At 38.7% G+C, this 26212-nt stretch carries 21 protein-coding genes; 8 read left to right on the plus strand and 13 right to left on the minus strand.

Annotation, left to right across the window (positions count from 1 at the left end):
• Nucleotides 1-51: 51 nt before the first annotated feature.
• From AW165_RS01730 to AW165_RS01755, 6 genes are all read left to right on the plus strand, one after another.
• Nucleotides 52-603 (plus strand): gamma carbonic anhydrase family protein, encoded by a 552-nt coding sequence (locus AW165_RS01730; protein WP_014207309.1) that lies wholly within the window; start codon nucleotides 52-54, stop codon nucleotides 601-603.
• A gap of 144 nt (nucleotides 604-747) precedes the next feature.
• Nucleotides 748-1236 (plus strand): NUDIX hydrolase, encoded by a 489-nt coding sequence (locus tag AW165_RS01735; protein WP_060464805.1) that lies wholly within the window; start codon nucleotides 748-750, stop codon nucleotides 1234-1236.
• 4 nt (nucleotides 1237-1240) lie between these two features.
• Nucleotides 1241-2374 (plus strand): tRNA 2-thiouridine(34) synthase MnmA, encoded by a 1134-nt coding sequence (gene mnmA, locus AW165_RS01740; protein WP_060464806.1) that lies wholly within the window; start codon nucleotides 1241-1243, stop codon nucleotides 2372-2374.
• Nucleotides 2375-2387: 13 nt separating this feature from the next.
• Nucleotides 2388-3119, plus strand: a complete 732-nt coding sequence (gene hflD / locus AW165_RS01745) for a high frequency lysogenization protein HflD (protein ID WP_060464807.1) — start codon at nucleotides 2388-2390, stop codon at nucleotides 3117-3119.
• A gap of 55 nt (nucleotides 3120-3174) precedes the next feature.
• Nucleotides 3175-4563, plus strand: coding sequence for an adenylosuccinate lyase (gene purB, locus AW165_RS01750; RefSeq protein ID WP_060464808.1), 1389 nt, complete (start codon nucleotides 3175-3177; stop codon nucleotides 4561-4563).
• Nucleotides 4564-4642: 79 nt separating this feature from the next.
• Complete coding sequence (locus AW165_RS01755; RefSeq protein WP_060464809.1) at nucleotides 4643-5281, plus strand: DUF2238 domain-containing protein; 639 nt, start codon at nucleotides 4643-4645, stop codon at nucleotides 5279-5281.
• A 39-nt stretch (nucleotides 5282-5320) separates the two neighbouring features.
• Here AW165_RS01755 and blp2 read toward each other — a convergent pair whose 3' ends face one another.
• The 8 genes from blp2 to AW165_RS01795 form a co-directional block, all read right to left on the minus strand.
• On the minus strand, nucleotides 5321-7504 hold the full coding sequence (blp2, locus tag AW165_RS01760) for an Ig-like repeat protein Blp2 (RefSeq protein WP_060464810.1): 2184 nt from the start codon (nucleotides 7502-7504) through the stop codon (nucleotides 5321-5323).
• 254 nt (nucleotides 7505-7758) lie between these two features.
• On the minus strand, nucleotides 7759-8721 hold the full coding sequence (gene sohB, locus AW165_RS01765) for a protease SohB (protein WP_005067965.1): 963 nt from the start codon (nucleotides 8719-8721) through the stop codon (nucleotides 7759-7761).
• A gap of 149 nt (nucleotides 8722-8870) precedes the next feature.
• Nucleotides 8871-9773 carry a phosphate ABC transporter ATP-binding protein PstB gene (pstB, locus tag AW165_RS01770; protein WP_005067963.1) on the minus strand — a complete coding sequence of 301 codons (903 nt, stop codon included), beginning with the start codon at nucleotides 9771-9773 and terminating at the stop codon, nucleotides 8871-8873.
• Nucleotides 9774-9786: 13 nt separating this feature from the next.
• Nucleotides 9787-11184: a phosphate ABC transporter permease PstA gene (pstA, locus tag AW165_RS01775; protein WP_005073268.1), complete on the minus strand. Its 1398-nt coding sequence runs from the start codon at nucleotides 11182-11184 to the stop codon at nucleotides 9787-9789.
• The gene (pstC, locus tag AW165_RS01780) at nucleotides 11181-12560 is read right to left on the minus strand and encodes a phosphate ABC transporter permease subunit PstC (protein ID WP_060464811.1); all 1380 of its coding nucleotides are present in this window, start codon (nucleotides 12558-12560) and stop codon (nucleotides 11181-11183) included. Before pstC ends, pstA begins: the two co-directional genes overlap by 4 nt.
• A 99-nt stretch (nucleotides 12561-12659) precedes the next feature.
• A complete protein-coding gene (locus tag AW165_RS01785) occupies nucleotides 12660-13691 on the minus strand; it encodes a substrate-binding domain-containing protein (RefSeq protein WP_002118975.1) in 1032 nt (343 codons plus the stop codon).
• Between the two features lie 477 nt (nucleotides 13692-14168).
• The gene (locus tag AW165_RS01790) at nucleotides 14169-15548 is read right to left on the minus strand and encodes an amino acid permease (protein WP_014207315.1); all 1380 of its coding nucleotides are present in this window, start codon (nucleotides 15546-15548) and stop codon (nucleotides 14169-14171) included.
• 140 nt (nucleotides 15549-15688) lie between these two features.
• Nucleotides 15689-17410 carry an alpha-keto acid decarboxylase family protein gene (locus AW165_RS01795; RefSeq protein WP_060464812.1) on the minus strand — a complete coding sequence of 574 codons (1722 nt, stop codon included), beginning with the start codon at nucleotides 17408-17410 and terminating at the stop codon, nucleotides 15689-15691.
• A gap of 134 nt (nucleotides 17411-17544) precedes the next feature.
• Between AW165_RS01795 and AW165_RS01800 the strand changes: the two genes are divergently transcribed.
• Nucleotides 17545-18030: an Lrp/AsnC family transcriptional regulator gene (locus tag AW165_RS01800; protein WP_060464813.1), complete on the plus strand. Its 486-nt coding sequence runs from the start codon at nucleotides 17545-17547 to the stop codon at nucleotides 18028-18030.
• A gap of 70 nt (nucleotides 18031-18100) precedes the next feature.
• On the opposite strand, the gene AW165_RS01805 is transcribed toward AW165_RS01800, so the two are convergent.
• From AW165_RS01805 to AW165_RS01815, 3 genes are all read right to left on the minus strand, one after another.
• A complete protein-coding gene (locus AW165_RS01805) occupies nucleotides 18101-19531 on the minus strand; it encodes an aldehyde dehydrogenase family protein (RefSeq protein WP_060464814.1) in 1431 nt (476 codons plus the stop codon).
• Between the two features lie 287 nt (nucleotides 19532-19818).
• Complete coding sequence (locus tag AW165_RS01810; RefSeq protein WP_017399290.1) at nucleotides 19819-21351, minus strand: pyridoxal phosphate-dependent decarboxylase family protein; 1533 nt, start codon at nucleotides 21349-21351, stop codon at nucleotides 19819-19821.
• 2 nt (nucleotides 21352-21353) lie between these two features.
• Complete coding sequence (locus AW165_RS01815) at nucleotides 21354-22727, minus strand: diaminobutyrate--2-oxoglutarate transaminase (protein ID WP_002118718.1); 1374 nt, start codon at nucleotides 22725-22727, stop codon at nucleotides 21354-21356.
• Nucleotides 22728-23194: 467 nt separating this feature from the next.
• Between AW165_RS01815 and AW165_RS01820 the strand changes: the two genes are divergently transcribed.
• The gene (locus AW165_RS01820) at nucleotides 23195-23896 is read left to right on the plus strand and encodes an SIMPL domain-containing protein (protein ID WP_060464815.1); all 702 of its coding nucleotides are present in this window, start codon (nucleotides 23195-23197) and stop codon (nucleotides 23894-23896) included.
• 48 nt (nucleotides 23897-23944) lie between these two features.
• On the opposite strand, the gene AW165_RS01825 is transcribed toward AW165_RS01820, so the two are convergent.
• Together AW165_RS01825 and AW165_RS01830 are read right to left on the minus strand one after the other, a co-directional pair.
• Complete coding sequence (locus tag AW165_RS01825) at nucleotides 23945-25039, minus strand: fatty acid desaturase family protein (RefSeq protein WP_002118415.1); 1095 nt, start codon at nucleotides 25037-25039, stop codon at nucleotides 23945-23947.
• A 12-nt stretch (nucleotides 25040-25051) separates the two neighbouring features.
• Nucleotides 25052-26122 (minus strand): ferredoxin reductase, encoded by a 1071-nt coding sequence (locus tag AW165_RS01830; protein ID WP_060464816.1) that lies wholly within the window; start codon nucleotides 26120-26122, stop codon nucleotides 25052-25054.
• Between the last annotated feature and the right edge of the window lie 90 nt (nucleotides 26123-26212).

Consider the following 26212-nt stretch of genomic DNA (forward strand, 5'->3'; position numbering starts at 1 on the left):
TGAGTGCTTTTATATTTTATAATTCGACTAAATTTTATTTTGATACTTCTTATGGCAAAGAACATTCGTCCTTATCTTGAACACCACCCTCAAGTAGATACAACATGTTATATCGATGAAATGGCTGTTGTAGTTGGTGACGTTAGCTTAGCTGAAAATGTTTCTGTCTGGCCCTTTGCAGTCATCCGTGGTGATGTAAATAGTATTCAAATTGGCAAAAACAGTAACGTACAGGACCATTGTATGTTGCATGTAAGCCATAAAAATGATGCCAAACCGAATGGCTCACCTCTGATTATTGGTGAAGATGTAACGGTTGGACACCATGTGACTTTGCATGGCTGTACCATTGGCAACCGTGTTTTAGTCGGAATCAACACCGTTATTCTAGATGACGTAATTATTGAAGATGATGTGATGATTGGTGCAGGAAGTTTAGTTCCTCCGCGTAAAGTCTTAAAAAGTGGTTATCTTTATGTAGGAAGCCCTGTACAACAAGTACGACCACTGACTGAAAAAGAACTGGCGTTTCTTCCTTATTCAGCAAGACATTATGTAAAAGTGCAAAATAATCATAAAGCTGCACAAGCAAATCAAGATTAATTATCTATCTTGATTATGAGTAATAAAAATTCTGCTTTTTAAACGATATGGTTTTGTCGTATTGCTCATATCGTTTAGCAGATCACCGTAGCCAAAAACCCCTAAATTTCGTATTATACGTTTTTTAAATCATGGTGCTTTTTTATGGCCGCATGGACTCCTCATGTCACTGTTGCTACAGTCGTAGAAAAAGACGGACGCTATCTGTTTGTAGAAGAGCATAGCGAAGGTTTTGTACACACAGTATTTAACCAACCTGCTGGTCATGTGGAATGTGGTGAGTCATTAACAGAAGCTGCCATTCGAGAAACACTTGAAGAAACAGGCCATCATGTTGAAATTGATGCCTTGCTTGGTATTTATACTTATACCCCGCCAATGTTTCCCGATCGCACTTATTACCGTTTCTGTTTTCTAGCACATGTAACTCAGGTTGAAAGTGATCCTCAACTCGACACAGGTATTATCGCTGCTGTGTGGATGACACCCGATGAACTTAAAGAATCTGCCCGTGCCCGCAGCCCTCTTGTGCTAAAAGCAGTTGAAGATGCTATGAAAGGCCAACATTATCCTTTATCGCTTATTTATGAGCACCCCTTCTCTCCCTCATTAACTTCTCATTTGGATGCCTAGTCCTATGCAACAACGTGTCATCGTCGGTATGTCTGGTGGTGTAGACTCTTCTGTTTCTGCAGCACTTTTACTTCAACAGGGTTATCAAGTTGAAGGTCTTTTCATGAAGAACTGGGAGGAAGACGACGGCACGGAACACTGTACGGCAATGGAAGACTTAGCCGATGCCCAAGCAGTAGCTGATAAAATTGGCATTAAGCTGCATACAGCAAACTTTGCTATGGAATATTGGGATCGAGTGTTTGAACTTTTCCTAGCTGAATATGCTGCTGGTCGCACGCCAAACCCAGATATTTTATGTAATAAAGAAATTAAATTCCGCGCATTTTTAGATCATGCCATGACTTTAGGTGCAGACTTTATTGCGACTGGTCATTATGCACGCCGTGGTGAAACCGCATATAACTCTAAAGGTGAAGCATATGCGCCATTATTACGCGGTGTAGATAACAATAAAGACCAAACCTATTTCTTACATGCCGTTCATGGTAGAGAAATTAATAAAACCTTATTCCCAGTAGGCGAAATCGAAAAACCTGAAGTTCGCAGAATTGCTGAAGAACTTGATCTTGCTACAGCCAAGAAAAAGGACTCAACAGGAATCTGTTTTATTGGGGAACGTCGTTTTAATGACTTCCTTAAACAATATTTACCCGCTCAGCCTGGGAAAATTGTACTTGATACAGGTAAAGAAGTTGGTGAACATCACGGTCTGATGTACTATACGCTCGGTCAACGTGGCGGAATTGGTCTAGGTGGTTTGAAAGGTGCAGCTGAAGGTGCATGGTTCGTACTACATAAAGATCTTGCCAATAATCGCCTCGTTGTTGGTCAGGGACATGAACACCCACTCATGCAAAGTACTCAACTGTGGAGTGAGTCAATTGACTGGGTAGCTGGTGAACAAAATATTCCAGTTGAAGGATTACGCTGTACAGCTAAAACGCGTTATCGCCAACCTGATCAGGCATGTACAATTTTTATTGATGAAAACACTGAACACGGTGTTCGCGTTGAGTTCGATGAACCTCAGCGTGCTGTTACACCAGGTCAAAGCGTTGTATTTTATTCAGATGAAGTTTGCTTAGGCGGGGGTGTCATTCACCATACAAATGCCCCTACACCAAATTTTATTTAAGGGAATGAATGGCATGGTGGAGTTACCATTTCAACAATCACAAGCCTTGAATGTTCGCCAAAACCGTGCCCTTGCCTTGGCTGGGGTATTTCAGGCCACCCAGCTCACCCACATGACAGCCATGACTGGTCAGCAAAGTATTGGTGAAACTGGTAACTTCTATTTTGAACTATTAATCAAAGCAAGTTTAAATATTCGCCCTACAGCCAACAATGGTGTTCAAACCTTAGATTTTTTTAATCAGTTGGCAGATATCTCTTTAGGGCTTAAAACACTCGAAAATTGTATTACTCAACCTTTTTCAAACATGCCTAAGTCTCGCCTTCCAAAAATGGGCACGGCCAAATTGCCAATGTCCTATGCGATGTCGCTCTTACAGCTAGAAAAAAAGGTTTATAGCAATCCTGAATATGTCGCAATCATTGAAAAAGCTCAGCAGAAAATTTTAAAACAGCTGTCTTTTTTTGATAATAACTACTTACACCCAAGCATTTTAGCCAATTTGGCGCAAACTTATGTTGATACGGCTGGCCAGATTAACCCACGCATTTTAGTTCGTGGTAATGCAGAAGCATTTAAAGATACCAATCATACTAACCGCATCCGTGCTTGTCTGTTTACTGGCTTGCAAATGGCCCATTTATGGCGACAACTCGGCGGTAGTTCGTGGAACATGATTTTTAGCAAACGTAAATTGCTACAAGATATTCAAGCACTTGCTCGTTTACAGTACCAAGTCGTTTAAGACTATAAACGAGATTTTTTTAGTTTTATGTTTATTCCAACATTAAGGAATCGTTATGAACGCTTTAACCGCACTATCACCATTAGATGGACGTTATGCCAGCAAATGTGATGCGCTACGCCCTTTTCTTTCTGAGTTTGGTTTAATCCATGCTCGTGTCACTGTAGAAGTGCGTTGGTTACAAGCACTTTCTAACCGTCCGGAAATTGTTGAAGTTGCACCTTTTTCAAATGAAACAAATGCAGCTTTAGATGCAATTGTTAGCAACTTCTCTGAAGAAGATGCAAATCGCATTAAAGAGATTGAACGTACGACTAACCATGACGTTAAAGCAGTTGAGTATTTCTTAAAAGAGAAAATTGCTGGTATCGCTGAATTACAAAATGCGGGTGAATTCATTCACTTTGCATGTACTTCTGAAGACATCAACAACTTGTCTCACGCGCTTATGCTTAAAAACGGTCGTGAAGTTTTAGTATCAAGCATGAAGCAAATCCTTAATGCGATCTCTGCTTTGGCAACGACTCACGCTGAACAACCAATGTTGTCTCGTACACACGGTCAAACTGCTAGCCCAACAACTTTGGGTAAAGAAATGGCGAACGTGGCATACCGTTTAGCTCGTCAAATCAAACAATTTGAAAACGTTGAGTTACTTGGCAAAATCAATGGTGCTGTAGGTAACTACAATGCTCACCTTTCTGCTTATCCAGATGTTGATTGGGCTGCTCACGCACAAGCTTTTGTTGAATCTTTAGGTTTAACATTCAACCCTTATACAACTCAAATCGAACCACATGATTACATGGCAGAGTTGTTTGATGCGTTACGTCGTTTCAATACGATTTTAATCGACTTTAACCGTGACGTATGGGGTTACATCTCTTTAGGTTACTTCAAACAAAAATTGAAAGAAGGCGAAGTTGGTTCATCAACAATGCCACACAAAGTTAACCCAATTGACTTTGAAAACTCTGAAGGTAACTTAGGTATTGCAAATGCAGTATTGGCTCACTTAGGTGAAAAATTACCAATTTCTCGCTGGCAGCGTGACTTAACTGACTCAACTGTATTACGTAATATGGGTGTTGGTTTTGCGCAAAGTTTAATTGCTTTCGATGCGTGCTTAAAAGGTGTTGGTAAACTTGAGTTAAATGCAAACCGTTTAAATGAAGATTTAGACCAAGCTCAAGAAGTTTTAGCTGAACCAATTCAAACTGTAATGCGTCGCTACAACATTGAAAAACCATACGAAAAATTAAAAGCGTTAACTCGTGGTCAAGCAATGACTCGTGACATGATGGTTAATTTCGTAAATGGTGATGAGCTTTCTCAAGTACCAAGCGAAGAACGTGCGCGCTTAGCTGAACTTACGCCTGCAACTTATACAGGTAATGCAGCTGAACAAGCGAAACAAATTAGCGATTTAATTAGCAAAATTTAATTAAAAAGTTTACAAAAAGCGGAGCTTAGGCTTCGCTTTTTTATTACACTCATATAAATCACAATAAAGACTTCATAAAATGATCGAAAAACAATTTAAACTTAAACACTATATTGCTCTTGGCTTGCTTTTGATTGCGATTGTCATTTCAGCTATTCAGCCTCTTGAATTTGAAGCCTATTTACTTCATCAAGCGGGCACAGTGTTTATGTTGATTTTGCTCTTTGTTATTTTTAAGAAGATTGGACTCGATTTTTTAAGTTTTACTTTCTATCTGCTGTTTTTACTCATCCATATTGTTGGTGCACATTACCTGTATTCATACGTTCCATATAATGATTGGATCCAACAAGCATTCAATTTTAACTTAGATCAATATATGGGTTGGTCCCGTAATATGTATGATCGTTTGGTTCATCTTGCCTATGGTATTTTTCTCTACCCTCTTACTTATCGCGTGTTTCAAGTGTGGTTACCATCAGTAAAGCCATTCAGTCTTTTTTTATTAGTAGTTCAATTTGTAATGGCATCAAGTGTTTTATATGAACTTATTGAATGGGCAATTGCTATTGGACTATCTCCGGAAGAAGCCGAAAATTATAATGGACAACAAGGCGATATGTGGGATGCCCATAAAGATATGCTGTTAGCAACTATTGGGGCAATTTTCTATGGACTTCTTGCACTGATGCTTCTATCTAAAACAAATAACTCATAAAAAAAAGCGCTCAATGAGCGCTTTTTTTTTAAAGGTTCTTTAGACTACGGGATAAGTCTGTTCTAAAAGGTTTTGTAAAACTGAAGAAGTTGTATCAGGTAAAACATGCTCAAGATTGGGAGTAATATTACTAGCGTTCGTAGTTACATCACTTTGATCATTTACTTGCGTAGGCTTTACTGCAGCTGAAGACAAAAGAGTTTCAATTGGGTCTGGTTCACTAGATGTAGAGCTTTTTAACAAATCATCTATTGGCACAGATTTCTGCTGCTGGCTATCCGTTTCATTTGTTGTGCTTTGTACTAACTTTAATGTATTTAACCCAACACTATCAGCAACAGATACAGTTTCTGTATGAGCAGTATCAACAGCTACCTCACTTAAACTTGTAACCTTTGGAGCGACCACATAAAACGTAAATGGTGAACTCACTTCACTGGTAAACCCTGCAGCATCTTTTTGCATTAGGGTAATCGTATGTTTACCAAGAGATAATTCTTTATCCAATGTAAATGACCAAGACGTATTCTTACCTAAATCACCTATTTCAATCATTGAAATTGCTACGCCATTATCATAAATAGTTAAAGTTGCATGTGATTCAACTTTGGCAGTAAATTTTGGAGTTGTATCTTCTGTTTCAGCATTGGCAGAAATTTGTTTTAAACTGGTACCATTATCATCATATACACTAAAACTAGGTTTAGCAGGAGGGGTTGTATCCTTGGTACCTGTTACCTCAAATGCTCCAGAACTATTACCTGCGCCATCTATTGCAATAACATCCGCAGTCTTATTATCAGTTAAAGCGGGTGAAATCGTAATTGTAAATTTCCCATCCGCATCAGCTACTCCACTACCAATAACCTTAGTACCTATTGTTATTTGTATTTTTGCATTAGCTTCGGCTGTTCCTGTTACTGTTGTTCCATCAGCATTAATTTGAGCTGTAGGTTTATCTGGTGCTATGGTGTCATAGCCAGATTTAATTTCTAAAGGCTTAGAAGTATTACCCGCCGCATCTTCAACAATGACTGTCGCCTTTTGTGTATCTTTTAATGCAGAAGAAAGCGTGATTTGAAATTCACCTTCTGCATTTGCCGTACCAGTTCCGATCACCTTACCATCAGCATCTTTTATCTGAATTTTTGCATTCGCCTCAGCTTTTCCTTCAATTACTGTTCCTTCTTTATTTACTTCCAGTAAGGGGATTTTTGGAGGGATAGTATCTTTGCCAGCAAAAATAAGTGTTGCTTCAGATTCATTTCCAGCAGTATCTACAACAACAACTTTACCACCCATCAAAGGTGGAGTAAATTTATAAGAAAACTTCCCTTCTTTACTTGCAGTTACAGTATCTATAAATTTGTCATTAGCATCATAAATGAAAACTTTTGCATCGGGTTCAGTCTTACCATCCAAGATTGAACCATCTTCATTTAATTGAGCTTCTGGTGCATCTGGAGCAATTGTATCTTTCTTTCCAATAAACTCACTTTCTTTAGAGATATTGCCAGCAGCATCCTCAGCAACAACCTTTAGTTTATTTCCATCTGTTAAAGGTTTATCGAGCTTAATCGTAAAGTTTCCACTTGCATCTGCCACACCCGATGCGATCGTATTCCCGTTCAAATCTCGAATATAAATTTTTGCATTCGCTTCGGATTTTCCTGTCACAGTAACAGTATCATCACCCACAGTAGCAGTCGGTGCAGCAGGAGCTAAGATATCTACAGGTCCTGAAGAATCATCTTTGTCATCATTATCAAAAGCCCAAAGATATAAGCCTTCGGCAACTAAAACCGCTAAACCTGCTTTTAATACATTACCCATCGAAAAAGTTGGGGAATCATCAACCGCCATTGTTGAGGCTGGTTGGCTCGTGCTGGTATAGGCTAAATCTGTGACATGGTTTAAACCTGTATAGTCGATTACTTTACCCTGAGCATCAAATTGTGCTTCAACAAATTTTCCATGCTCAGTCGGAAGAACAAGTGAATGTTCTGTCGTATTCGTTACTTCATTAAAGAAATTTTCTAAGACAATAGTCTCTCCATTTTTTAAATGGACGACTAGATTTCCACCTTGTTTTTCCACCGATGCTATATCTTTTTGACTTACGCCAATTTGAATAATAGAAGGTTTACTTAACACGACCTTATTGAGCTGACCATCTTGCAGAACGTCCAAACCCTCTTTGGATGCTACAATTATTCTTGTCATTATTTCCTGTCCTAAATTTCAGTTATATTTTTAAATGTCTAACTTTTTAAATATTTCATTTAAAAGCTATTTTATTGCTGTTTAAAATATCAAAACCATGTGGTTATCACAATTCAAAAATTATATTTATCAACATTTATTTTTTACTTTCCATTAAAAATCTAAGCATATTTAATCAGACAATTTTGAATATTAATTTTATAAAAAAACCAGCATTTAAGCTGGTCTTTTTATAACATTTGAATTATATAAACTTATAGTTTTGGATCACGCACTTGTACAAGCGTCGTGTTCGCTTTTGCTAGGCTTTCCATTACTTTGCCGATTACAGTAGGAATCAAACTATCTGCCATTTGCGCTGCTTGTAAACCCAGCTTTTCACCTAAGGTCGCTTTCTTACGTGTATTAATCACATACACATCATGTTGCGGCAATAAAGCTAATAAGTACTCATCAGATGTTTGTAATTTATCAACAAGGTTCAGATCTAGGGCATCTTCACCATACCAATGTTCACCTGTCGCCACTTTATCGACATTAAGCTGTGGGCGATATTTTTCTACAAAGTGCTTAAATAACACATGAGTTTGTTGCAGTTCTTCTTCAAACTTCGCTTTACCTTCAGGCGTATTTTCACCAAACATAGTTACAGTACGCTTATACTGCCCTGCTGTGTAAAGCTCAAAATCCACATTGTGTTCTTTTAAAAGACGATTAAAGTTTGGAACTTGAGCAACCACGCCAATTGAACCCACAATAGCAAACGGTGCTGCAATAATTTCATTTGCAATACATGCCATCATATAGCCGCCACTTGCAGCGACTTTATCAACACAAATTGTTAAATGAAAACCTGCATCGCGTAAACGCACCAACTGAGCTGCTGCTAGACCATAACCATGCACCATACCACCTGGGCTTTCAAGACGAACCACAATACGGTCACGTCCTGCTTTAGCAGTTGCTAAAATCAGAGTAATTTCTTCACGCAAGTTTTCAACTGCCGAAGCTTGAATATCACCTTTGAAATCTAAAACAAAAATTTTCTGATTATTTTTACGGCGAATTTTAGCTTCTTTAGCAAGTTGTTGAGCTAATTGTAAAAGTTCTAAACGGCTTGCCGTAGTTTGCGCAATTTTTTTTCTCTGTTCATTGACACGTGCATTTAAATGGCTGACACGTATTTCCGCAGGGAGTTTAGGCAAATGGAATAACATAAAATTCTAAGCTCATAAGTTTATCTTTATAGCCTTAAGATGTGGTCCTTTTGATTAAAATTCAATAGCGATTTTGCAAAATAGAGCCATTTTCATTTATAAAATAAAAAAAAAGAGCACATGGCTCTTTTTCTTTTATTGTTTATTAATCAACCGAAGCGACCAGTAATATACGCTTCCGTTAACTGATGGTCAGGTTGAGTAAAGACTTTTTCAGTTGAGTTGACTTCAATTAAATCACCTAAATGGAAATAAGCAGTACGATCAGAAACACGTGCCGCTTGTTGCATTGAGTGAGTCACAATCACAATTGTGTATTGATTCGACAATTCAGAAATAAGTTCTTCTACTTTTGCTGTTGCAATTGGATCGAGTGCAGAACACGGCTCATCCATTAAAATCACTTCAGGACTAACAGCAATGGTACGTGCAATACATAAACGTTGTTGCTGACCACCTGATAAACCTGTACCTGGCTGGTTCAAACGGTCTTTAACCTCATCCCACAAACCAGCTTTACGTAAGCTATTTTCAACAATTTCTTCAAGGTCATATTTATCACGCGCTAAACCGTGAAGTTTAGGCCCATAAGCCACGTTGTCAAAAATAGATTTAGGGAATGGGTTTGGCTTTTGGAACACCATACCAACCTGAGCACGCAATAATACAACGTCTAGATTTGGGTCATAAATATTGTGGTTATCGAGGGTAATTTTACCTGTTACGCGGCAACCATCAATCGTATCGTTCATACGGTTTAACGTACGAAGAAACGTTGATTTACCACAGCCTGAAGGACCAATAAATGCGATCACTTCATTTTGGTAAATATCTAGGTCAATACCTTTGATAGCTTCAAAATCACCATAGTAAACATGGGCATCTTGTGCACTAATTTTGATTTCGTTTGAGTTCTGCTTTTTTGAAGTATGTGGTTCAAAATGCGAAACATACGAAGTGCCATGATTCAGCGATTTATCTGTAAATTGAGATTGTTCAGTATTCACTAACTTATCCTTTTCTAAGGAATTCGTAATATCAATAGTATTCATGATTTATCCTCTATTACCAACGCACTTCGAACTTTTTACGTAACCAAATTGCAAGACTGTTTAAACCAATCATTAATGCAAGTAGTACGATAATCGCAGCAGCAGTACGGCCTTCGAAGAAGTTACGCAACTCATTACCCTGCCATAAGTAGACCTGTACAGGTAAAGCAGTTGCTTGATCAAATGGAGTTGCTGGAATACTTGCAACGAATGCACTCATTCCAATTAAAAGTAAAGGTGCGGTTTCACCAAGCGCATGTGCAACACCAATAATTGCACCTGTCATAATGCCCGGTAATGCCAACGGTAAAACATGATGGAAAATCGTTTGGAACTTAGAAGCTCCCAAACCAAGTGCCGCTTGTCGAATAGAAGGTGGTACTGCTTTTAATGAAGCGCGCGTGGTAATAATCACTGTTGGTAGTGTCATTAAGCTTAAAACCAAACCACCCACCAGCGGAGCTGATAAAGGCAAATGCATCCAGCCAATGAAAATTGCAGCGCCAAGTAGACCAAATACAATTGAAGGAACAGCAGCAAGGTTATTGATGTTAACTTCAATAATGTCGGTAAGAACATTTTTTGGAGCAAATTCTTCAAGATAGATTGCGCTGGCAACACCAATTGGGATCGCAATGATGATCACAATCAGCATCATGAATAATGAACCCATGAATGCACCTGCAAGACCACTAATTGCTGGAGAACTACGAGAGTCAGGATTCTTAAATAAGTTCAAGTTAAATGTACTTTCAAGAACACCTTTCGCCTTTAATTCATCTGCAAGCTTACGCACTTCTGGATCGAGTTGTTGCTGATCATCTGGTAATGAACGGTCAATATTACCTTTTAACCAAACATCAACGTTCGCATCACCTAAGAAGGTAATATTTTCTTTTTTACCAATAAGTGATGGATCTGCAAAAACCATATCACGAAGGCGATAAGCTTCCGAGCTTGCATATAAGCTACTCAAGTAGTCACGTTGTGATGCAAGTGCAGGATCTTTAGCAATCATTCCATTTACAATGATGCCATCCCAATCGACCATACCCATTTTAGTTTGCCAATCAACATAACGTTCTTGGTAATGCGCAGGTGTTTCACCTTGAGTACGTACAGGTACTGGTCCTGCATCAATCACTTTAGGGTCAAAGTAAATTGGAACATTCATACTGGTTTGCCAAAAAGCAGGTAAACCTTTTGCCAAAATACTACCGAACAAGAGAGCAACGAATGCAAGACCAATAATGACTGCCGAGAAACCCGCAAAACGGAAAGCTTTTTCTTTACGATGACGTTTAGCCAAAGATTTTTCAATAACCTGTTTACGTCGTTCACGTGTTTCGGCAGCAGTTTTCGGATCAAATACGTTCTGATCCATAGGAGACGATGTATTTGATGTACTCATTCGTATTGCTCACGGTATTTACGCACAATGTACAGTGCTACAATATTTAATCCCAAGGTAATAACAAATAGTGTTAAACCTAGCGCGAATGCAACCAATGCTTGTGGACTTGAGAAGTCTGTATCTCCAGTCAACTGTTTTACAATAGTTACTGTCACTGTCGAAACAGCTTCAAATGGATTTGCGTGTAAAAGTGGACTGTTCCCTGCTGCTAAAACCACAATCATGGTTTCCCCAACAGCACGAGAGACTGCCAATAAGAAAGCGCCTGTAATCCCCGGTAAAGCTGCTGGTAATACAACTTGGCGAATTGTCTCAGACTTAGTCGCACCAAGTCCTAAAGAACCGTCACGTAGTGCACGCGGGACTTGAGTAATAATGTCATCTGACAAAGATGACACAAACGGGATAATCATAATTCCCATTACAAAGCCAGCAGTTAAAGCACTCGTCGCATTAATCTCTAAACCAACATATGCACCCGCTGCTTTAAAGAATGGTCCAATAATCATCATGGCAAATACACCATAAACAATTGTTGGAATACCAGCTAAGACTTCAATTGTTGGTTTTGCCCATGAGCGGAACCATGGTGAAGCATATTCAGCTAAATAAATTGCGATCATTAATCCAACTGGTACAGCAACGAGTAGAGCGATACTACTGACCATGAGCGTACCCCATAGCAATGGTAATAAACCATAACTGCCTTCAGCATTACCAGAAGTACTAAAGCCCGGATTCCATTCTGTACCAAAGAAAAAGTCCATTGGACTGACAAAACGGAAGAAGTGCATTGCTTCGCCAAACATCGACATTACGATACCGATGGTTGTCAAAATCGCAACACCAGAACATAAAATCAAACCAACATTAATGGCACGTTCAACTTGGTTACGAGCACGATATTGTTGGCTGATTTTTTTCTTTGCCCAAACCAATCCCAATAAAGCAGCACAAATTACAACAGCAAATTTGGCAAAAGAGCCAATGGTTTGAAATTTTGCAAACTGTTGAGCAGCAGCTAATTCGTAGGCTGCCGGTTTATCGCTTACCCCAAAACCTGAAGCAATTGATTGAACACGATCAACCAATACACTTCTACCCGCTTCATCAAGAGAAGCACTTACAGACGCCGGAATATTATTAAAAATAATATGATTTAAAATACTTGGTTCAACCAAGTTCCAAATGATCAAAATTAAAAAAGCAGGGATACCGCACCAAAGACCAACCAGTGCGCCATAATAACCAGGACGAGAATGTAACGTCGCCGAGTTGCTTCCCTTACCTGCTATGTTACGGCTCTTTCTCAGCCCAAGTTGATATGCAATTGCCACGAGGGCTAACAACACACCGATAAGTAGCAGATTCATGTACTCTCCACTGTTTTCTCAATTGTCATAATTTGGAAAAACAAGTTAGACAAAAAGGCTGATGAACTCTTAAGATCACCAGCCTTCATTCAAACTAACTTATTTAACAGTTTTACCTGCTTTAAAGTCAGCCAAAACTTTTGCACGTTCAGCATCAGACATCGCGATTAAACCATCACGTTCAGCTTTAGAACCTTTACCAGTTGCTTTCTTGCTTACGAAATACTCTACATATTGCGGTAAGCCTTTAACTGATTTTAAGTGTTCGCCTTTCACGTAGAAGTACAATGGGCGCGATACAGGGTATGTACCATTCAATACTGTCTTCTCAGATGGAACAACGTTGTTTACTGTTGCTACACGTAACTTGTCACGGTTCATGTCATAGAAACTTAAACCAAAGACGCCTACAGCACTTGGAGAAGTTTTTAAGCGCGCTAATGTTTCTGTATAGTCGCCAGCGATTTCAATTACACGGCCATCTTTACGGAAAGTAGAACATGCTTTCTTCTGAGCATCTTTATCTAAGCTCTTGAAGTATTCATATGCTTCACAACCAGCTTCAACCATTTTCTCTTGGAAAACTTCACGAGTACCGTGGTTAGATGCAGGGATTACAAGAGTAATCGGTTCATTTGGAAGTGTTTTATCAATTTGATTCCAGTTTGTATATGGGTTTGGAACCAATTTACCTTTTGAAGGTAACTGTGCAGCTAAAGCAGCAAACACATGGTAAGGTTTTAATTTATAAGCTGCTTTGTGTGAGTTAGACGCGAATACAATACCGTCATAACCGATTTTGATTTCTTGAATTTGTTTTACACCAGCTTTGTTACAAGCTTCGATTTCAGTGCTTTTAATTTTACGAGAAGCGTTAGCAACGTCGATCGTGTTATCGCCAACACCTTGACAGAATTGTTTCAAACCAGCAGAAGAACCGCCAGAACCAACTACAGGAGTTTTAAATTGAGGGAAAGTATTACCAAACTCTTCAGCTACAACGCTGGCAAATGGTAATACAGTTGAAGAACCAGCAATTTGAATCGTATCACGAGCTGCATTTGCAGTCGTTGTTACAGCTGCCCCAGTTACTGCTAACGCAATTGCGATTTGACGTGGATTTAAGCGCATTCTGTTCTCTCTCATTAATGCAATAGGTTGTACGTCACTTTTTGTTGAGTGCTTGTACGCTCTTCGATAGCTGCATTGTGAATAGAAAATATGACAATTAAGTTACAGTATGATGACGCTTTAATGATTTCGATATTGTTAACTGTCACATTAATATTTTTTATGTACTATCAATTAGTTATTTTAAATATAGAGATTATTTTACCCTCTCTATCAATCTATATTATGACATTAACTAAAAATATTAAATTTTAATTTTTTATAAAATATAAAAACAAAATTTATTATAAATATATTAAAAAACGGTAATTTAGTGATTTATTAATTTTATTATTTAAATATTTTCTGTCATTAAAATTATTATTAAAAATTTCTAGAAAAAAACAATTTCTTTGTAACATGAAAATAATATGACAAGAGATAAAGGGTTACCAACCTTAAGGCTGATAACCGCAATATCATTGTCAATTTAAAGGATCAATTCGATTGTACTTCTGGCAGAACAACCATTTTTTTACGATATTTTAAGAAGTACATCACAGCTAAAACAGCAAGCCAGATTGGCCCTAAAATAACTGCCAATCTCATATCTGGAGTCATCGCCATAATAATAAGAATAAAGCATACAAAGCTAATGGTTAAATAATTACTCCAAGGACTCATAATGCTTTGGAACTTAGTTTGGCGTCTTTGCAATTTCATTGCTTTAGTAAATTTCAAATGCGTCACTGAAATCATGAGCCAGTTAATGACAAGTGCAGCCACCACAAGCATCATGAAGAGCTGAAAAGCTTGACCAGGAATCAGATAATTCACGACCACACATATTGCTGTAATAGATGCAGAAACAACTGCTGCTGGAACCGGAATACCGCGACTGTTTACTTTTTTCAAAATTGCAGGAGCATTACCCTGCTCTGCCAAACCATGCAACATACGGCTATTACAATAGATACAGCTGTTATAAACTGAAATAGCAGCAATCAAGACCACAAAGTTCAGAACGTTCGCAACACCGTTACTATTGAGTGACTGGAAAATCATAACAAATGGACTGCCGCCTTCTGCCACCATGTTCCATGGATAAAGACATAAAAGAATACCGATTGCACCGATATAAAAAATTAAAATACGGTACACAATCTGATTTACTGCTTTAGGAATAGTCGTTTCAGGTTTCTTCGTTTCAGCTGCAGCAATACCAATTAATTCCAAGCCACCAAATGCAAACATAATGACAGCTAAAGCCATGACAAAACCGTGAATCCCGTGCGGGAAGAAACCACCGTGTTGCCATAAATTTGCAACACCCGCTTGCGGACCTGCTGAGCCTGAAAGTAAAAGATAAGCTCCGAAACCAATCATACTTAAAATGGCAACAATTTTAATGCAGGAAAATAAGAACTCGGATTCCCCAAAAAAGCGGACATTTACCAAGTTAATGCCGTTAATTAAAATAAAGAAAAATAAAGCAGTCAGCCATGTCGGAATTTCAGGCCACCAAAACTGTATAAATGTCCCAATCGCACTCAATTCAGCCATACTGACGAGTACATACAATACCCAATAGTTCCAGCCAGACATAAAACCCGCCATTTTGCCCCAATATTTGTTCGCAAAATAACTAAAAGAACCACTGACCGGCTCTTCAACAACCATTTCACCTAAATGGCGCATAATTAAAAAGGCAATAATTCCTGCAATTGCATATCCTAATAAAATTGAAGGACCAGCCAATTTAATTGTTTGTGAAAGACCTAAGAATAATCCTGTACCAATCGCCCCTCCGAGTGCGATGAGTTGAATATGCCGATTGGATAAGCCTTGTTTTAACTCGTGCTTATTGTTTGCATCCATAACATTATCTCCAATGTTGGTGTCACTTCCTGTACACCTTTATTCAGCACCATATCCGAAGGCCAGAACCCGGCCTTCGGAAATAAGTAGCTTTAATATGAGTCCATTTAATTTTTGAGAAGACTTGTCCTGTCTTCTATTTAAAAAGAGATTGCATCCTTACATTTAATCGGTTGGGAACGCTCCTTTAAAATTTCGTAACCGCGATCACCGTAGTCAAAACGAGCAATCACAGAAGCAAATTTTTTCAAACTTACCGGCGCATCCATTGCTGGTAGTTTTAATTCAATGAAAGTTAACTGATCATTTTGCTGAACATTATCTAGAACGTTCTTAAGCTGGCCAGCGGTTTCAACCACATAAGTTGTATGGCCTTTTTTACCGTTAAATACCGCAGGAATTTCAGTGTATTTCCAGTTTTGCACGTCGTTATAGGCCGCGTTTTCACCCATAATTAAGCGCTCAATGGTATAGCCGCCATTGTTCAGCAAGAAAATGATTGGTTTTAAACCATGACGGATAATTGTAGAAAGCTCTTGTACCGTAAGCTGGAAAGAACCATCGCCAATAAATAAAATTTGACGGCGTTCAGGAGCTGCCAGCAAGCTACCAAGTAAAGCTGGCAAGGTATAACCAATAGAACCCCAAAGCGGCTGAGCAATATATTTAGCTGTAGCAGGAAGCTTTATTCCTGACAAAGCAGAGTTTGATGTCCCTACTTCACCAATAATCACATCATCTTCTTTTAAAAACCCTGAAATGTAATTCCAAAGCACATCTTGGCTTAGCTTTTGTTGAGCTGGAGCTTCAATTACTTTGTGAGGTTGTTTTTCAAGAAGAGGTGTTGTTGATTTACGTGGCGCAACTTTTTTATTTAGCTCCACAAGTAATTGTCCAATTTCAATACCCGGAAAATCCTGACCAAAAATATTTAGGCCATAAGATTTAATTTCGATGTAGTTCTTGGTCTCAATTTGATGAGTAAATACAGCGGAGCCTACATCGGTAAAGCGTGCGCCAACACCAATTAAACAGTCAGATTGTTCAATGATATTTTTCACATGCGGTTGGCTTGCCCCACCCACATAAGTTCCAATGTAACGAGGTGAGCCTTCATCCATAATATTTTTTGCAGTATTCATCCCTGCAAATGGAATTGAGCATTTTTGAGACAAATCATTTAAAAGTGAAGTTACACCAAAAACTGAAGCTTCATTATCAATAAGAAGTGCTGGGCTTTGAGCATTTGCAATAATGTCACAAAGTTTGCTTACCACACTCTGCAATAATTCAGGTTCAATAGCTGGGTAGCTTAAGTCAAGCGGACGCTCAGATACTTCAATTTTAACGTGAGTAATATCGCCTGGTAGTTGAATGTGTACAGGACGGCGTTCCAGGAAACACTGACGTAATACACGGTCAATTTCAAAAGCTGCATTTGCTGGAGTTAAACGTGTTTGGGCAACTGTGAACTCTTTCATACAGTTCATAATATTGTCGTAGTTACCATCGACAAGCGTGTGGTGTATTAGTGTGCCCTTTTGAACCGCATGTAAAGGCGGAATACCTGAGATATGAATAAGAGGTACATTTTCTGCATAGGCACCTGCGATGCCATTAATGGCACTTAAGTCACCTACACCATAAGTGGTTGCCAAGGCAGAAAAACCGTTAATTCGTGCATAACCGTCTGCTGCATAGGCAGCATTTAATTCATTACAATTTCCAATAAATTCGAGTTGTGGGTCTGCTTCAACTTGTTCTAGATATGAGAGGTTAAAATCACCAGGTACTCCAAAAAGATGTTGGATACCCATTTGTTTTAAACGAAGATTTAAAAAGTCACCGATTTCTATGAACATTGCTCTATATCCTTTGAGACCAATTTTTATTCCATAGAAAAATAATATTTCATCTATCTTTTAGATTTCGTGCATAATGAAAACGCATTTTAATAAAAATACATGATTTGTGTATCATAAAAGGATTTTATGCAATGGATAAGTTCGACTGGCAAATCATTCAGGCACTACAAAAGAATGGACGGCTCACCAATCAGGAAATAGGAGATTTAATTGGTTTATCTGCTTCGCAATGTTCACGACGACGTCAATTACTCGAGCAAAAAGGCATAATTCTAGGCTACACTGCACGCATCCAGCAGCAGGCACTAGGCCTAGAAGTTACAGCGATGATTCACATTAACTTAAGGACACACGAGGCAAAATCACAACAGGCTTTTCAAGAGCTCATTGAAGCTGAAGACAACATTCAGGATGCATTCTCCATTAGTGGTGATGCAGATTTTATTTTAAAAGTCGTTGCAGAAAATTTAGAACAGCTTTCTCAATTTGTGACCGAAAGATTGCTTTCTTATAATTTTATTGGGCACATAAAGTCTTACATCGTTCTGAAAAAAATTAAAGAACAGAATCATTTTTTAATCAAACCTAAAAGCGTGAGCTATCATCACTCCCAATAAACAGCTCAGCTTTTCACTCATACAAGTGAAAATAAAAAGGCGGATACTAGATCCGCCTTAAAATTAATATTTAGACTTTACTAATATGAACTGTTTGCCCGATCGTATTTTCAAGTAAACCTTCCAAGCCAAATTCAGCACCTAAACCAGACATTTTCCAGCCGCCAAAAGGCGCATGAGGAAGAACTTCTGCATGGGTATTAATCCAAACAGTACCACATTGAAGCTGACTAGCGTAAGTCTGTGCTGCTTTAATATCTGACGACCAGATTGAACCACCCAAACCAAACTCACTGTCATTGGCACGAGCAATAGCATCGTTGATATCGGTATATTTTAAAACAGGTAACACAGGGCCAAATTGCTCTTCTTGTACCACACGGCAAGAATCAGAAACTTCAGTCAAAATAGTTGGTGCAATAAAGTAGCCTTGCTCTGGTAACTGCCGTTGACCAGAAAGTGCTTTTGCACCTTGTGCAATCGCTTCAGCAATAAGAGCTTTCACTTTGTTATATTGCATTTGGTTTTGTACTGGACCAAATGTTGTAGAAGATGCCATTCCGTCACCCACAACTTGGGCGTTGGCAATATCAGCTAACTTTTGAGATAAAGCTTCATATTGGCTTTCATGCACATATAGACGTTTTAACGCCGCGCATGTTTGACCAGCATTCAAGAATGCCATATTAAAAATCTTAGCTGCAATTTCATCAATATTTGCATCTGGTAATACAATACCAGCGTCATTACCCCCAAGTTCTAAAGTTAAGTGTTTTAGCTGCTGAGCTGCACCAGCCATAATGTGCTGACCTGTTCGAGTTGAACCCGTAAATACAACTTTTTGTACATCTGGATGCGAAGATAATGCTTCGCCAATCTCACCAGCACCAACCACAATTGAAATAACACCAGCAGGAACTTCTTGCTGAATGATTTCACACAAACGCAAAGTCGATAGTGGTGTGTATTCCGAAGGTTTACTAATGACAACGTTACCTGCACGCAAAGCAGGCATGATATGCCAAACCGCAATCATGAGTGGCCAGTTCCATGGCGTAATTGAAGCCACTACACCTAATGGTTGGCGATGGCGCTCAATACGCTTAGTTTCACTGTCTTCAATTACTTCTACAGGTAAATCCATTGCAGCCGCATAACGCGTCCAGCCAATTGCACCCTGCACTTCCATTTGAGCAAGTGCGAGTGGCTTACCTTGTTCAAGCACAACCAACTCTGCGAGCATTTCAGCATGCTTTTCAATGCCATCTGCAATCTTATTTAAGATCGACTTACGCTCTTCGTGCGAAACTTGTTGCCAAGCTTTAGATGCTTGTTTAGCAGCACTCACTGCCTGATTTACTTGCGCAACCGATGCTTTTGCACAACGTGCAGCAGTTAAGCCAGTAGCAGGGTTAAGAATTTCTAGTTCACCTTGTTCACCTGAACAAAGTTGACCGCCAATAATGAGTTTAAATTCATTGAGCATATTCGCTTGTTGCATTTCTTCTTCCTTGTCTTAATTGTAATTACAGCCACTTACTTTTTTCAGTTAAAGCGGGATTATTTAAATTGAGTACGATATTGATATATCAATGCGACCCAAAATATGGGGAACATACCAATACAATAAGAAATTTGCTCCCCATAAATCATGCATAATTATTTTTGTTTTTTGAAAATATGCATGTTTTGTGCATATCAATCTCTTGTGATGCACACTTTAAATAAAAATAATATGTAATAAAAAAGCCCGGCAATAAACCGAGCTTTTTTTTGTTATCAACTCAATTAGTCGATTGGTGGTACATAGTTACCAGAAGCAATTGCATCTTTAATGCGGTCAGCTTCAGCCAATACTTGACCTAAAAGGTTTTTAACGTTTTCAAATGTCACAACAGGGCTTAATGTTGTCATTTTCAATGACTGTACATTACCAACTTTTGTTACACCGATATTTGCCTCACCACGTGCAAACAATTCGTCTGCTACGTTTTGGTTCAAGCTATCGATAAACTCAGCTGGGTAGCCTTGTGGAACAACGCGGAACAATACCGAAGCAAACTGTGGTTCAACTAAAAGTTCTAAACCATCAGTTGCCTTGATGTAATCTGCAACTTCACGAGTAAGTTTTACACCATGGTCAATCATTGAACCATAAAGGTCTTCACCTAGTGATTCAATTGTCATCCACAATTTCAATGCATCAAAACGACGAGTCGTTTGTAATGACTTAGACACAAGGTTTGGTACACCGTGCTCTTCGTCATAAGCAGAGTTCAAGTATTCAGCTTCGTAGTGCATGAAACGATAGTTCGCTTCATCTTTCAACAAGAACGCGCCACAGCTAATGCTTTGGAAATAATGCTTATGGAAGTCGAGAGTAATTGAGTCAGACAACTCAATACCATCAAGCATTGCACGGTAGTCATTTGACAGAATTAATGCACCGCCCCATGCCGCATCAATATGCATCCATGAACCATATTTATTGGTAATTTCACGGATTTTCTTCAATGGGTCAATTGCACCGGCATCAGTCGTACCTGCTGTCGCAACGACACAAGCAACAACTTTACCTTCAGACTGAAGATGCGCCATCGTTTTTTCGAGAGCATCTACATCCATCTGTGCATTTTCATTCACAGGAACAGTTACAACTGACTGGAAGCCCATACCCATCATTGCCATGTTCTTTTGCACAGAGAAATGCGCATTTTCAGAACAGATGACTTTGACGTTTTTCATTGCATCGGCAGGAATACCATCACGCTGTACAGACCATGGATTACCATTTTCGTCTTTCCAGTTTTTCGAGATGCACCAGTCACGAGCAAGTAACACACCCATCAAGTTAGATTGAGTACCGCCAGAAGTGAAAACACCTGCCTGACCAGAACCATAACCTACTTTTTGACGCAACCAATCAATGAGCTGAACTTCCATTAATGAACCCGCCGGGCTTTGATCCCATGAGTCCATAGACTGGTTAGTTGCATTGATTAACACTTCCGCGATCTGGCTCATCACCATAGTTGGGCAGTGTAAATGTGCTAATGAATGTGGATGGTGTACTTTCAAGCTTTTATTCAAGAAAAGCTCAATCATACGTTGAAGAGATTCTTGTACACCCATACCTTCTTTTGAAGGTTGGAAAGAAATTGCTGAACGCAATTCTTTAATGCTACCACCAGTGTACATCTTTTCATTTTGCAACCATGCTGAAACGGCTTTTACCGCTTCGCCCATTGCTGACTCATAGTCAGCAATGGATTGTGCATCATTGCAGAGTAACGCTTTACGATGTTCTGCAAAATCCACCATACTTATGCGCCTCGTACTGCAACCAATGCTTCTGCAATTGCTTTCTTAAAGCGAGCAACTACTTCAACACACTCGTCTTGAGTGATGATTAGCGGGCAAAGTAAACGAATTACCGTACCGTTACGACCACCTTTTTCAAGCAATAATTTATTGTTGAAACAAGCAGTTTGAATTGCAGCAGCTAATTGTGAGTCAGCAGGATGCGAACCAATACGATCAGCTGGTTTACGCTCGTCAACGATCTCAACACCGATCATTAAACCGCGACCACGTACGTTACCGATACATGGGAATTCTTGAGCTAATTTTTTAAATTCAGCTTGTAAGAAGTCACCACGCTCTTGCGCATTTTGAGCAAGATTTTGTTCGCTAATCGTTTTTAATACGACAAGACCAGTGCCCATAGCAAGTTGGTTACCACGGAAAGTACCCGTGTGACCAGCAGGCTGCCAAGCATCAAATTTACGTTTAATACCTAATACTGCAAGTGGTAAACCACCACCTACTGCTTTAGACATTACAACAACATCAGGTTCAATACCTGCATGTTCAAATGCAAACATTTTGCCCGAACGTGCAAAGCCAGCTTGAACTTCGTCTAAAATTAAAACGATGTTGTGCTTTTCAGTCACTTCACGGATTTTTTGCAACCATTTTACTGGAGCTGTAACTACGCCGCCTTCACCTTGAATCGCTTCAAGAATAACAGCAGCCGGTTTTGTTACACCGCTTTCTACATCTTCAATAAAGTTTTCAAAGTAGTAAGTTAAAGCGTCAACACCAGCTTCACCACCTAAACCAAGTGGGCAGCGGTATTCATGCGGATATGGCATGAATTGTACGCCTGGCATTAAACCGTTAACTGCATTTTTTGCACTTAAGTTACCAGTCATAGCAAGCGCACCATGGGTCATACCATGATAACCGCCTGAGAAACTGATCACTGAGCTACGGCCAGTGTAAGTCTTAGCAAGTTTGATTGCTGCTTCAGTTGCGTCTGCACCTGCAGGACCACAGAACTGCAAGCAATATTCTTCTTTACCACCAGGTAAATATGCTAACAATGCTTCAGTGAATGCATCTTTTAAAGGTGTGGTTAAGTCTAAAGTATGCAATGGCAAACCACTTGCCAATGTATCTTGAATACTTTGAATCACCGCAGGATGATTATGACCTAAAGCCAATGTACCTGCCCCAGCTAAACAATCAAGGTATTGTGTACCTTCAACATCAGTAACCCAGCATCCTTGTGCTTTCGCTATCGCTAACGGTAATTTACGTGGATAGCTACGAACATTTGATTCCATTTGACTTTGGCGAGTCAAATAATATTCGTTAGTAGCATTAGTGGCAGGGTTAACGGAAGTAACGCTCATATCGGATTACCATCTCTGATAGGGGTAGAAAGAAATAAGTCTGGTGACGATTGGTCCTTTGACTCGGTGCTTTATAGAACTAGTAAAGACACTTATTTTATATCTTGTAACTAGGAGCGCGATGATACCTAATTTTACAAGAAAAAAAACGTCTTTTATGTACTTTACTCATCTAATCTTATTGAAAAAATGTATCATCCCAATAGTTATGATGAATTATCATCATACTATGTGACAACCTAAAGAAAATATTCTTTTTTTATATTACTTTGATTTTTTAAGTTACATTGAAACACTTTAATTTTAAGCTTTTAATTTTTAAAGACTTTACATTTACCAAAATTTAAAAAAACCTGATCTGAATATTACAAATACGCCACAAAATCTGCAAAAGTTATGCATAAGTTATGTTTAACATTTCCTAATGAAAAAAATTAAATTTATATTAATTTTTAAAGGAAAAATTTATGCGTACTTTAGCCGTATCCACCCTTCTTTTAGGTTCCCTCCTTAGCCCTTTAGTTTTTGCTCAGGATGACAATACTTTGAACTACAATATTGTAAATGTACAAGCTGAAGCTTCTCGCCAAGTTTCAAACGACGAAATGCATGCAACTTTATATATTGAAAAAAGTAACAAACAACCAGCCGAGCTTTCAAATCAAATTAACCAGTTAATGAACCAAGCACTCGCGACTTCGCGTAAATATCCTCAAGTAAAAGTGGAAACTGGTGCTCAAAGTACTTACCCAATTTACGATAACGATAGCAATAAGTTAAAAGAATGGCGTGGCCGTGCTGAAATCCGTCTTGAAAGTAAAGACTTTAAAGCTGCTAGCCAGTTAGTAAACGAATTACAGCAAAACTTCCAAACTCAATCGATTAATTTTACGGTTTCTGATGAACAACGTAAAAAAGTTGAAAATGAGTTAATGGTAGAAGCATCTAAAAACTTCCAACAACGTGCTCAAATGTTGACCCAAGCTTGGAATAAAAACCAATATACTTTGGTCACTCTAAACCTGAACACAAATAACTATTTCCCACAACCTGTAATGCGTGCCAGCATGGCTAAATTTGCTATGGCCGAAGCTGCACCAGCTCAAGATATGGCAGCTGGTGAGTCTAAAATTACTGTAAATGCAAACGGTTCAATTCAGTTTAAATAATTTGTTTCTCTAAAAAAAAGCCCTGAACTCATCAGGGCTTTTTTTGACTTATTTTTTAAAAGGTAAAGCATATTTAAAGATACGGCCTACCACCTGTCCAAACTGTTTAGCCAGACTTGCGTTGTTATAATTTAGACCATATTTTTTACATACAGCTTCCACTTTTGGAGCCATTTGGCGATAACGACGCGCTGGAATATCTGGGAATAAATGATGCTCAATCTGATGGCTCAAATGTCCGCTTAAAATATGTAATGCTTCTGAACCTTTCAAGTTAGAAGAACCACGAATCTGGCGCATATACCAGTGACCACGGCTTTCTTCTTGTAAAACAGACTTTGGAAATACTTCTGCGTCTTTTGTGAAGTGACCACAGAAAATAATCGTAAATGTCCAGATATTACGAAGACCATTCGCAACCAAATTACCAGTGAATACAGGTAAAGCTGCTGGGCCTGCAATTAAAGGGAAGAAAACATAGTCTTTAAAAAGTTGTTTACCAATCTTTTTATTAACAGGTTTTAACTCTTCCAAGAACTTTGCCATACTCTTACGTTTATAAAGGACACGTCCAATTTCAAGATTCTGAATAGCTACGCCCCATTGGAACAATAAACAGAATGGGATGCTATAAACAGGTTGAAGTAAGAAACCCGGCTTCCAGCGTTGCTCTGGGAATAAACGAAGTAAACCGTAACCAATGTCATCATCAATACCTTTAATGTTGGTATAGGTGTGATGTTTATAGTTATGAGTTTGGCGCCAGTTATCAGAAGTACCGACAGTATCCCACTCGTAAGTTTGACCATTAAATTTAGGATCGTTCATCCAGTCATATTGACCGTGCATCACGTTATGACCGAGTTCCATGTTTTCCATAATTTTAGAGAAGCCTAACAGGCCTGTTCCTAAAATCCACGCTGGTGGGAACCAGCCTGCAAACAAACATGCACGACCTAAAAAACTACTATAACGAATCGCAGCATAAACACGGCGGATATATTTAGCATCTTTCTCACCCAAATCATCCAGTACCTCTTGCTTGATCTGATCGAGCTCTTTTGCAAATGCATCAAGTTCTGCTGGAGTCAAATCTCGATTTTTAGGATTTTTAAAATATTCGACTTTCACTGGCATATTCATAAGAGTTCTCTCTTAAAGATCAATAACTAGATCGGATTGTGCTGAGTTCACACAAATTTTGAGTAATTGGCTTGGTTCAATGTTTTCACTACCGTTGAGTAAATTACGTGTTGAACCTTGTGATTTATTACAAACACATTTATTACAAATTCCCATACGGCAACCATGAGTTGGTTTAAGGCCTTCATGTTCAAGGCTAACCAGAATTGATTGGCCTTTAGGAATTGCAATAACCTTATTAGACTGGGTTAATGTGACATTCACATAACCAATATCATCAGCAGAGCTTTCATTTGTTAAGCTAAAGGCCTCTGTTAAAACGGCTGGAGCTTTTTCAAAAAGTTGCTCAACTGTCGCCACAAAGCCAGAAGGTCCACACGCATAAATTGTGCTATTTTCGATATCATCAACTAAAGCTAAATGCTCTGCATTTAAACGCTCATCATTTGGGGTTTCTTGTGTATAGAAAACTTGATAATTAAAGTTTGGATATTGCTGTGCAACTTTTTCAAAGTACTCAACAAAAGCTGCATCTGAACGCTGCTTTACCCAATATAAAAGTTGTACCTGAACTTTATCTAACTGCTGGCTTTGTTTAATCGCAGTAATTAGGCTCAACATTGGGGTAATACCACTACCCGCAGCCAACATAATTAAATTCGGTGTTTTGATGTTTTGTTGCATGTCACCATAAGGTTGACCAAGCTCAAAAACATCACCGATTTTGCTTTCAGAAATAAACCAGTTACTCACGATACCATCAGCAACTTTTTTTACGGTTAAACGTAAGTGCTGCGCATCTATTTGCGTCAAACTATAAGTACGTTCATAGCGACGACCAGCAATTTCTACAATTACAGGATGATGCTGGCCTGCAACGCCCATTTTCACTAAGCGGTTACATTTTAGCGTCAGGCTCACCATATCGTGAGCGACAAATTCTTTTTTTACAATTTGAACAAGGCCATGTTTTACAGACCATAAAGGATTAACTTTTTGTAGCCAGAAATTAGCCATTTCTTTATCAAAGATGGCTTGTGTCAATGAATTGAATAGAGAATTTCTCTTTTCGATTGCTTGCATAACTGAAGGCTCTGTCGCTCTTTTTTAATTATTATACACATGTATATATATTTGTATATACACCCGTACTTTTAATTACAATTTCACAAG

Origin of the sequence: Acinetobacter sp. LMB-5, assembly GCF_001541635.1 — a bacterium.
In the GTDB taxonomy this organism is placed as follows: Bacteria; Pseudomonadota; Gammaproteobacteria; order Pseudomonadales; family Moraxellaceae; genus Acinetobacter; species Acinetobacter pittii.

Coding starts and splice junctions, on each gene's coding strand:
- AW165_RS01730 (WP_014207309.1), top strand. CDS start 52: ATGGCAAAGAACATTCGTCCTTATCTTGAACACCACCCTCAAGTAGAT.
- AW165_RS01735 (WP_060464805.1), top strand. CDS start 748: ATGGCCGCATGGACTCCTCATGTCACTGTTGCTACAGTCGTAGAAAAA.
- mnmA (WP_060464806.1), top strand. CDS start 1,241: ATGCAACAACGTGTCATCGTCGGTATGTCTGGTGGTGTAGACTCTTCT.
- hflD (WP_060464807.1), top strand. CDS start 2,388: ATGGTGGAGTTACCATTTCAACAATCACAAGCCTTGAATGTTCGCCAA.
- purB (WP_060464808.1), top strand. CDS start 3,175: ATGAACGCTTTAACCGCACTATCACCATTAGATGGACGTTATGCCAGC.
- AW165_RS01755 (WP_060464809.1), top strand. CDS start 4,643: ATGATCGAAAAACAATTTAAACTTAAACACTATATTGCTCTTGGCTTG.
- blp2 (WP_060464810.1), bottom strand. CDS start 7,504: ATGACAAGAATAATTGTAGCATCCAAAGAGGGTTTGGACGTTCTGCAA.
- sohB (WP_005067965.1), bottom strand. CDS start 8,721: ATGTTATTCCATTTGCCTAAACTCCCTGCGGAAATACGTGTCAGCCAT.
- pstB (WP_005067963.1), bottom strand. CDS start 9,773: ATGAATACTATTGATATTACGAATTCCTTAGAAAAGGATAAGTTAGTG.
- pstA (WP_005073268.1), bottom strand. CDS start 11,184: ATGAGTACATCAAATACATCGTCTCCTATGGATCAGAACGTATTTGAT.
- pstC (WP_060464811.1), bottom strand. CDS start 12,560: ATGAATCTGCTACTTATCGGTGTGTTGTTAGCCCTCGTGGCAATTGCA.
- AW165_RS01785 (WP_002118975.1), bottom strand. CDS start 13,691: ATGCGCTTAAATCCACGTCAAATCGCAATTGCGTTAGCAGTAACTGGG.
- AW165_RS01790 (WP_014207315.1), bottom strand. CDS start 15,548: ATGGATGCAAACAATAAGCACGAGTTAAAACAAGGCTTATCCAATCGG.
- AW165_RS01795 (WP_060464812.1), bottom strand. CDS start 17,410: ATGTTCATAGAAATCGGTGACTTTTTAAATCTTCGTTTAAAACAAATG.
- AW165_RS01800 (WP_060464813.1), top strand. CDS start 17,545: ATGGATAAGTTCGACTGGCAAATCATTCAGGCACTACAAAAGAATGGA.
- AW165_RS01805 (WP_060464814.1), bottom strand. CDS start 19,531: ATGCAACAAGCGAATATGCTCAATGAATTTAAACTCATTATTGGCGGT.
- AW165_RS01810 (WP_017399290.1), bottom strand. CDS start 21,351: ATGGTGGATTTTGCAGAACATCGTAAAGCGTTACTCTGCAATGATGCA.
- AW165_RS01815 (WP_002118718.1), bottom strand. CDS start 22,727: ATGAGCGTTACTTCCGTTAACCCTGCCACTAATGCTACTAACGAATAT.
- AW165_RS01820 (WP_060464815.1), top strand. CDS start 23,195: ATGCGTACTTTAGCCGTATCCACCCTTCTTTTAGGTTCCCTCCTTAGC.
- AW165_RS01825 (WP_002118415.1), bottom strand. CDS start 25,039: ATGAATATGCCAGTGAAAGTCGAATATTTTAAAAATCCTAAAAATCGA.
- AW165_RS01830 (WP_060464816.1), bottom strand. CDS start 26,122: ATGCAAGCAATCGAAAAGAGAAATTCTCTATTCAATTCATTGACACAA.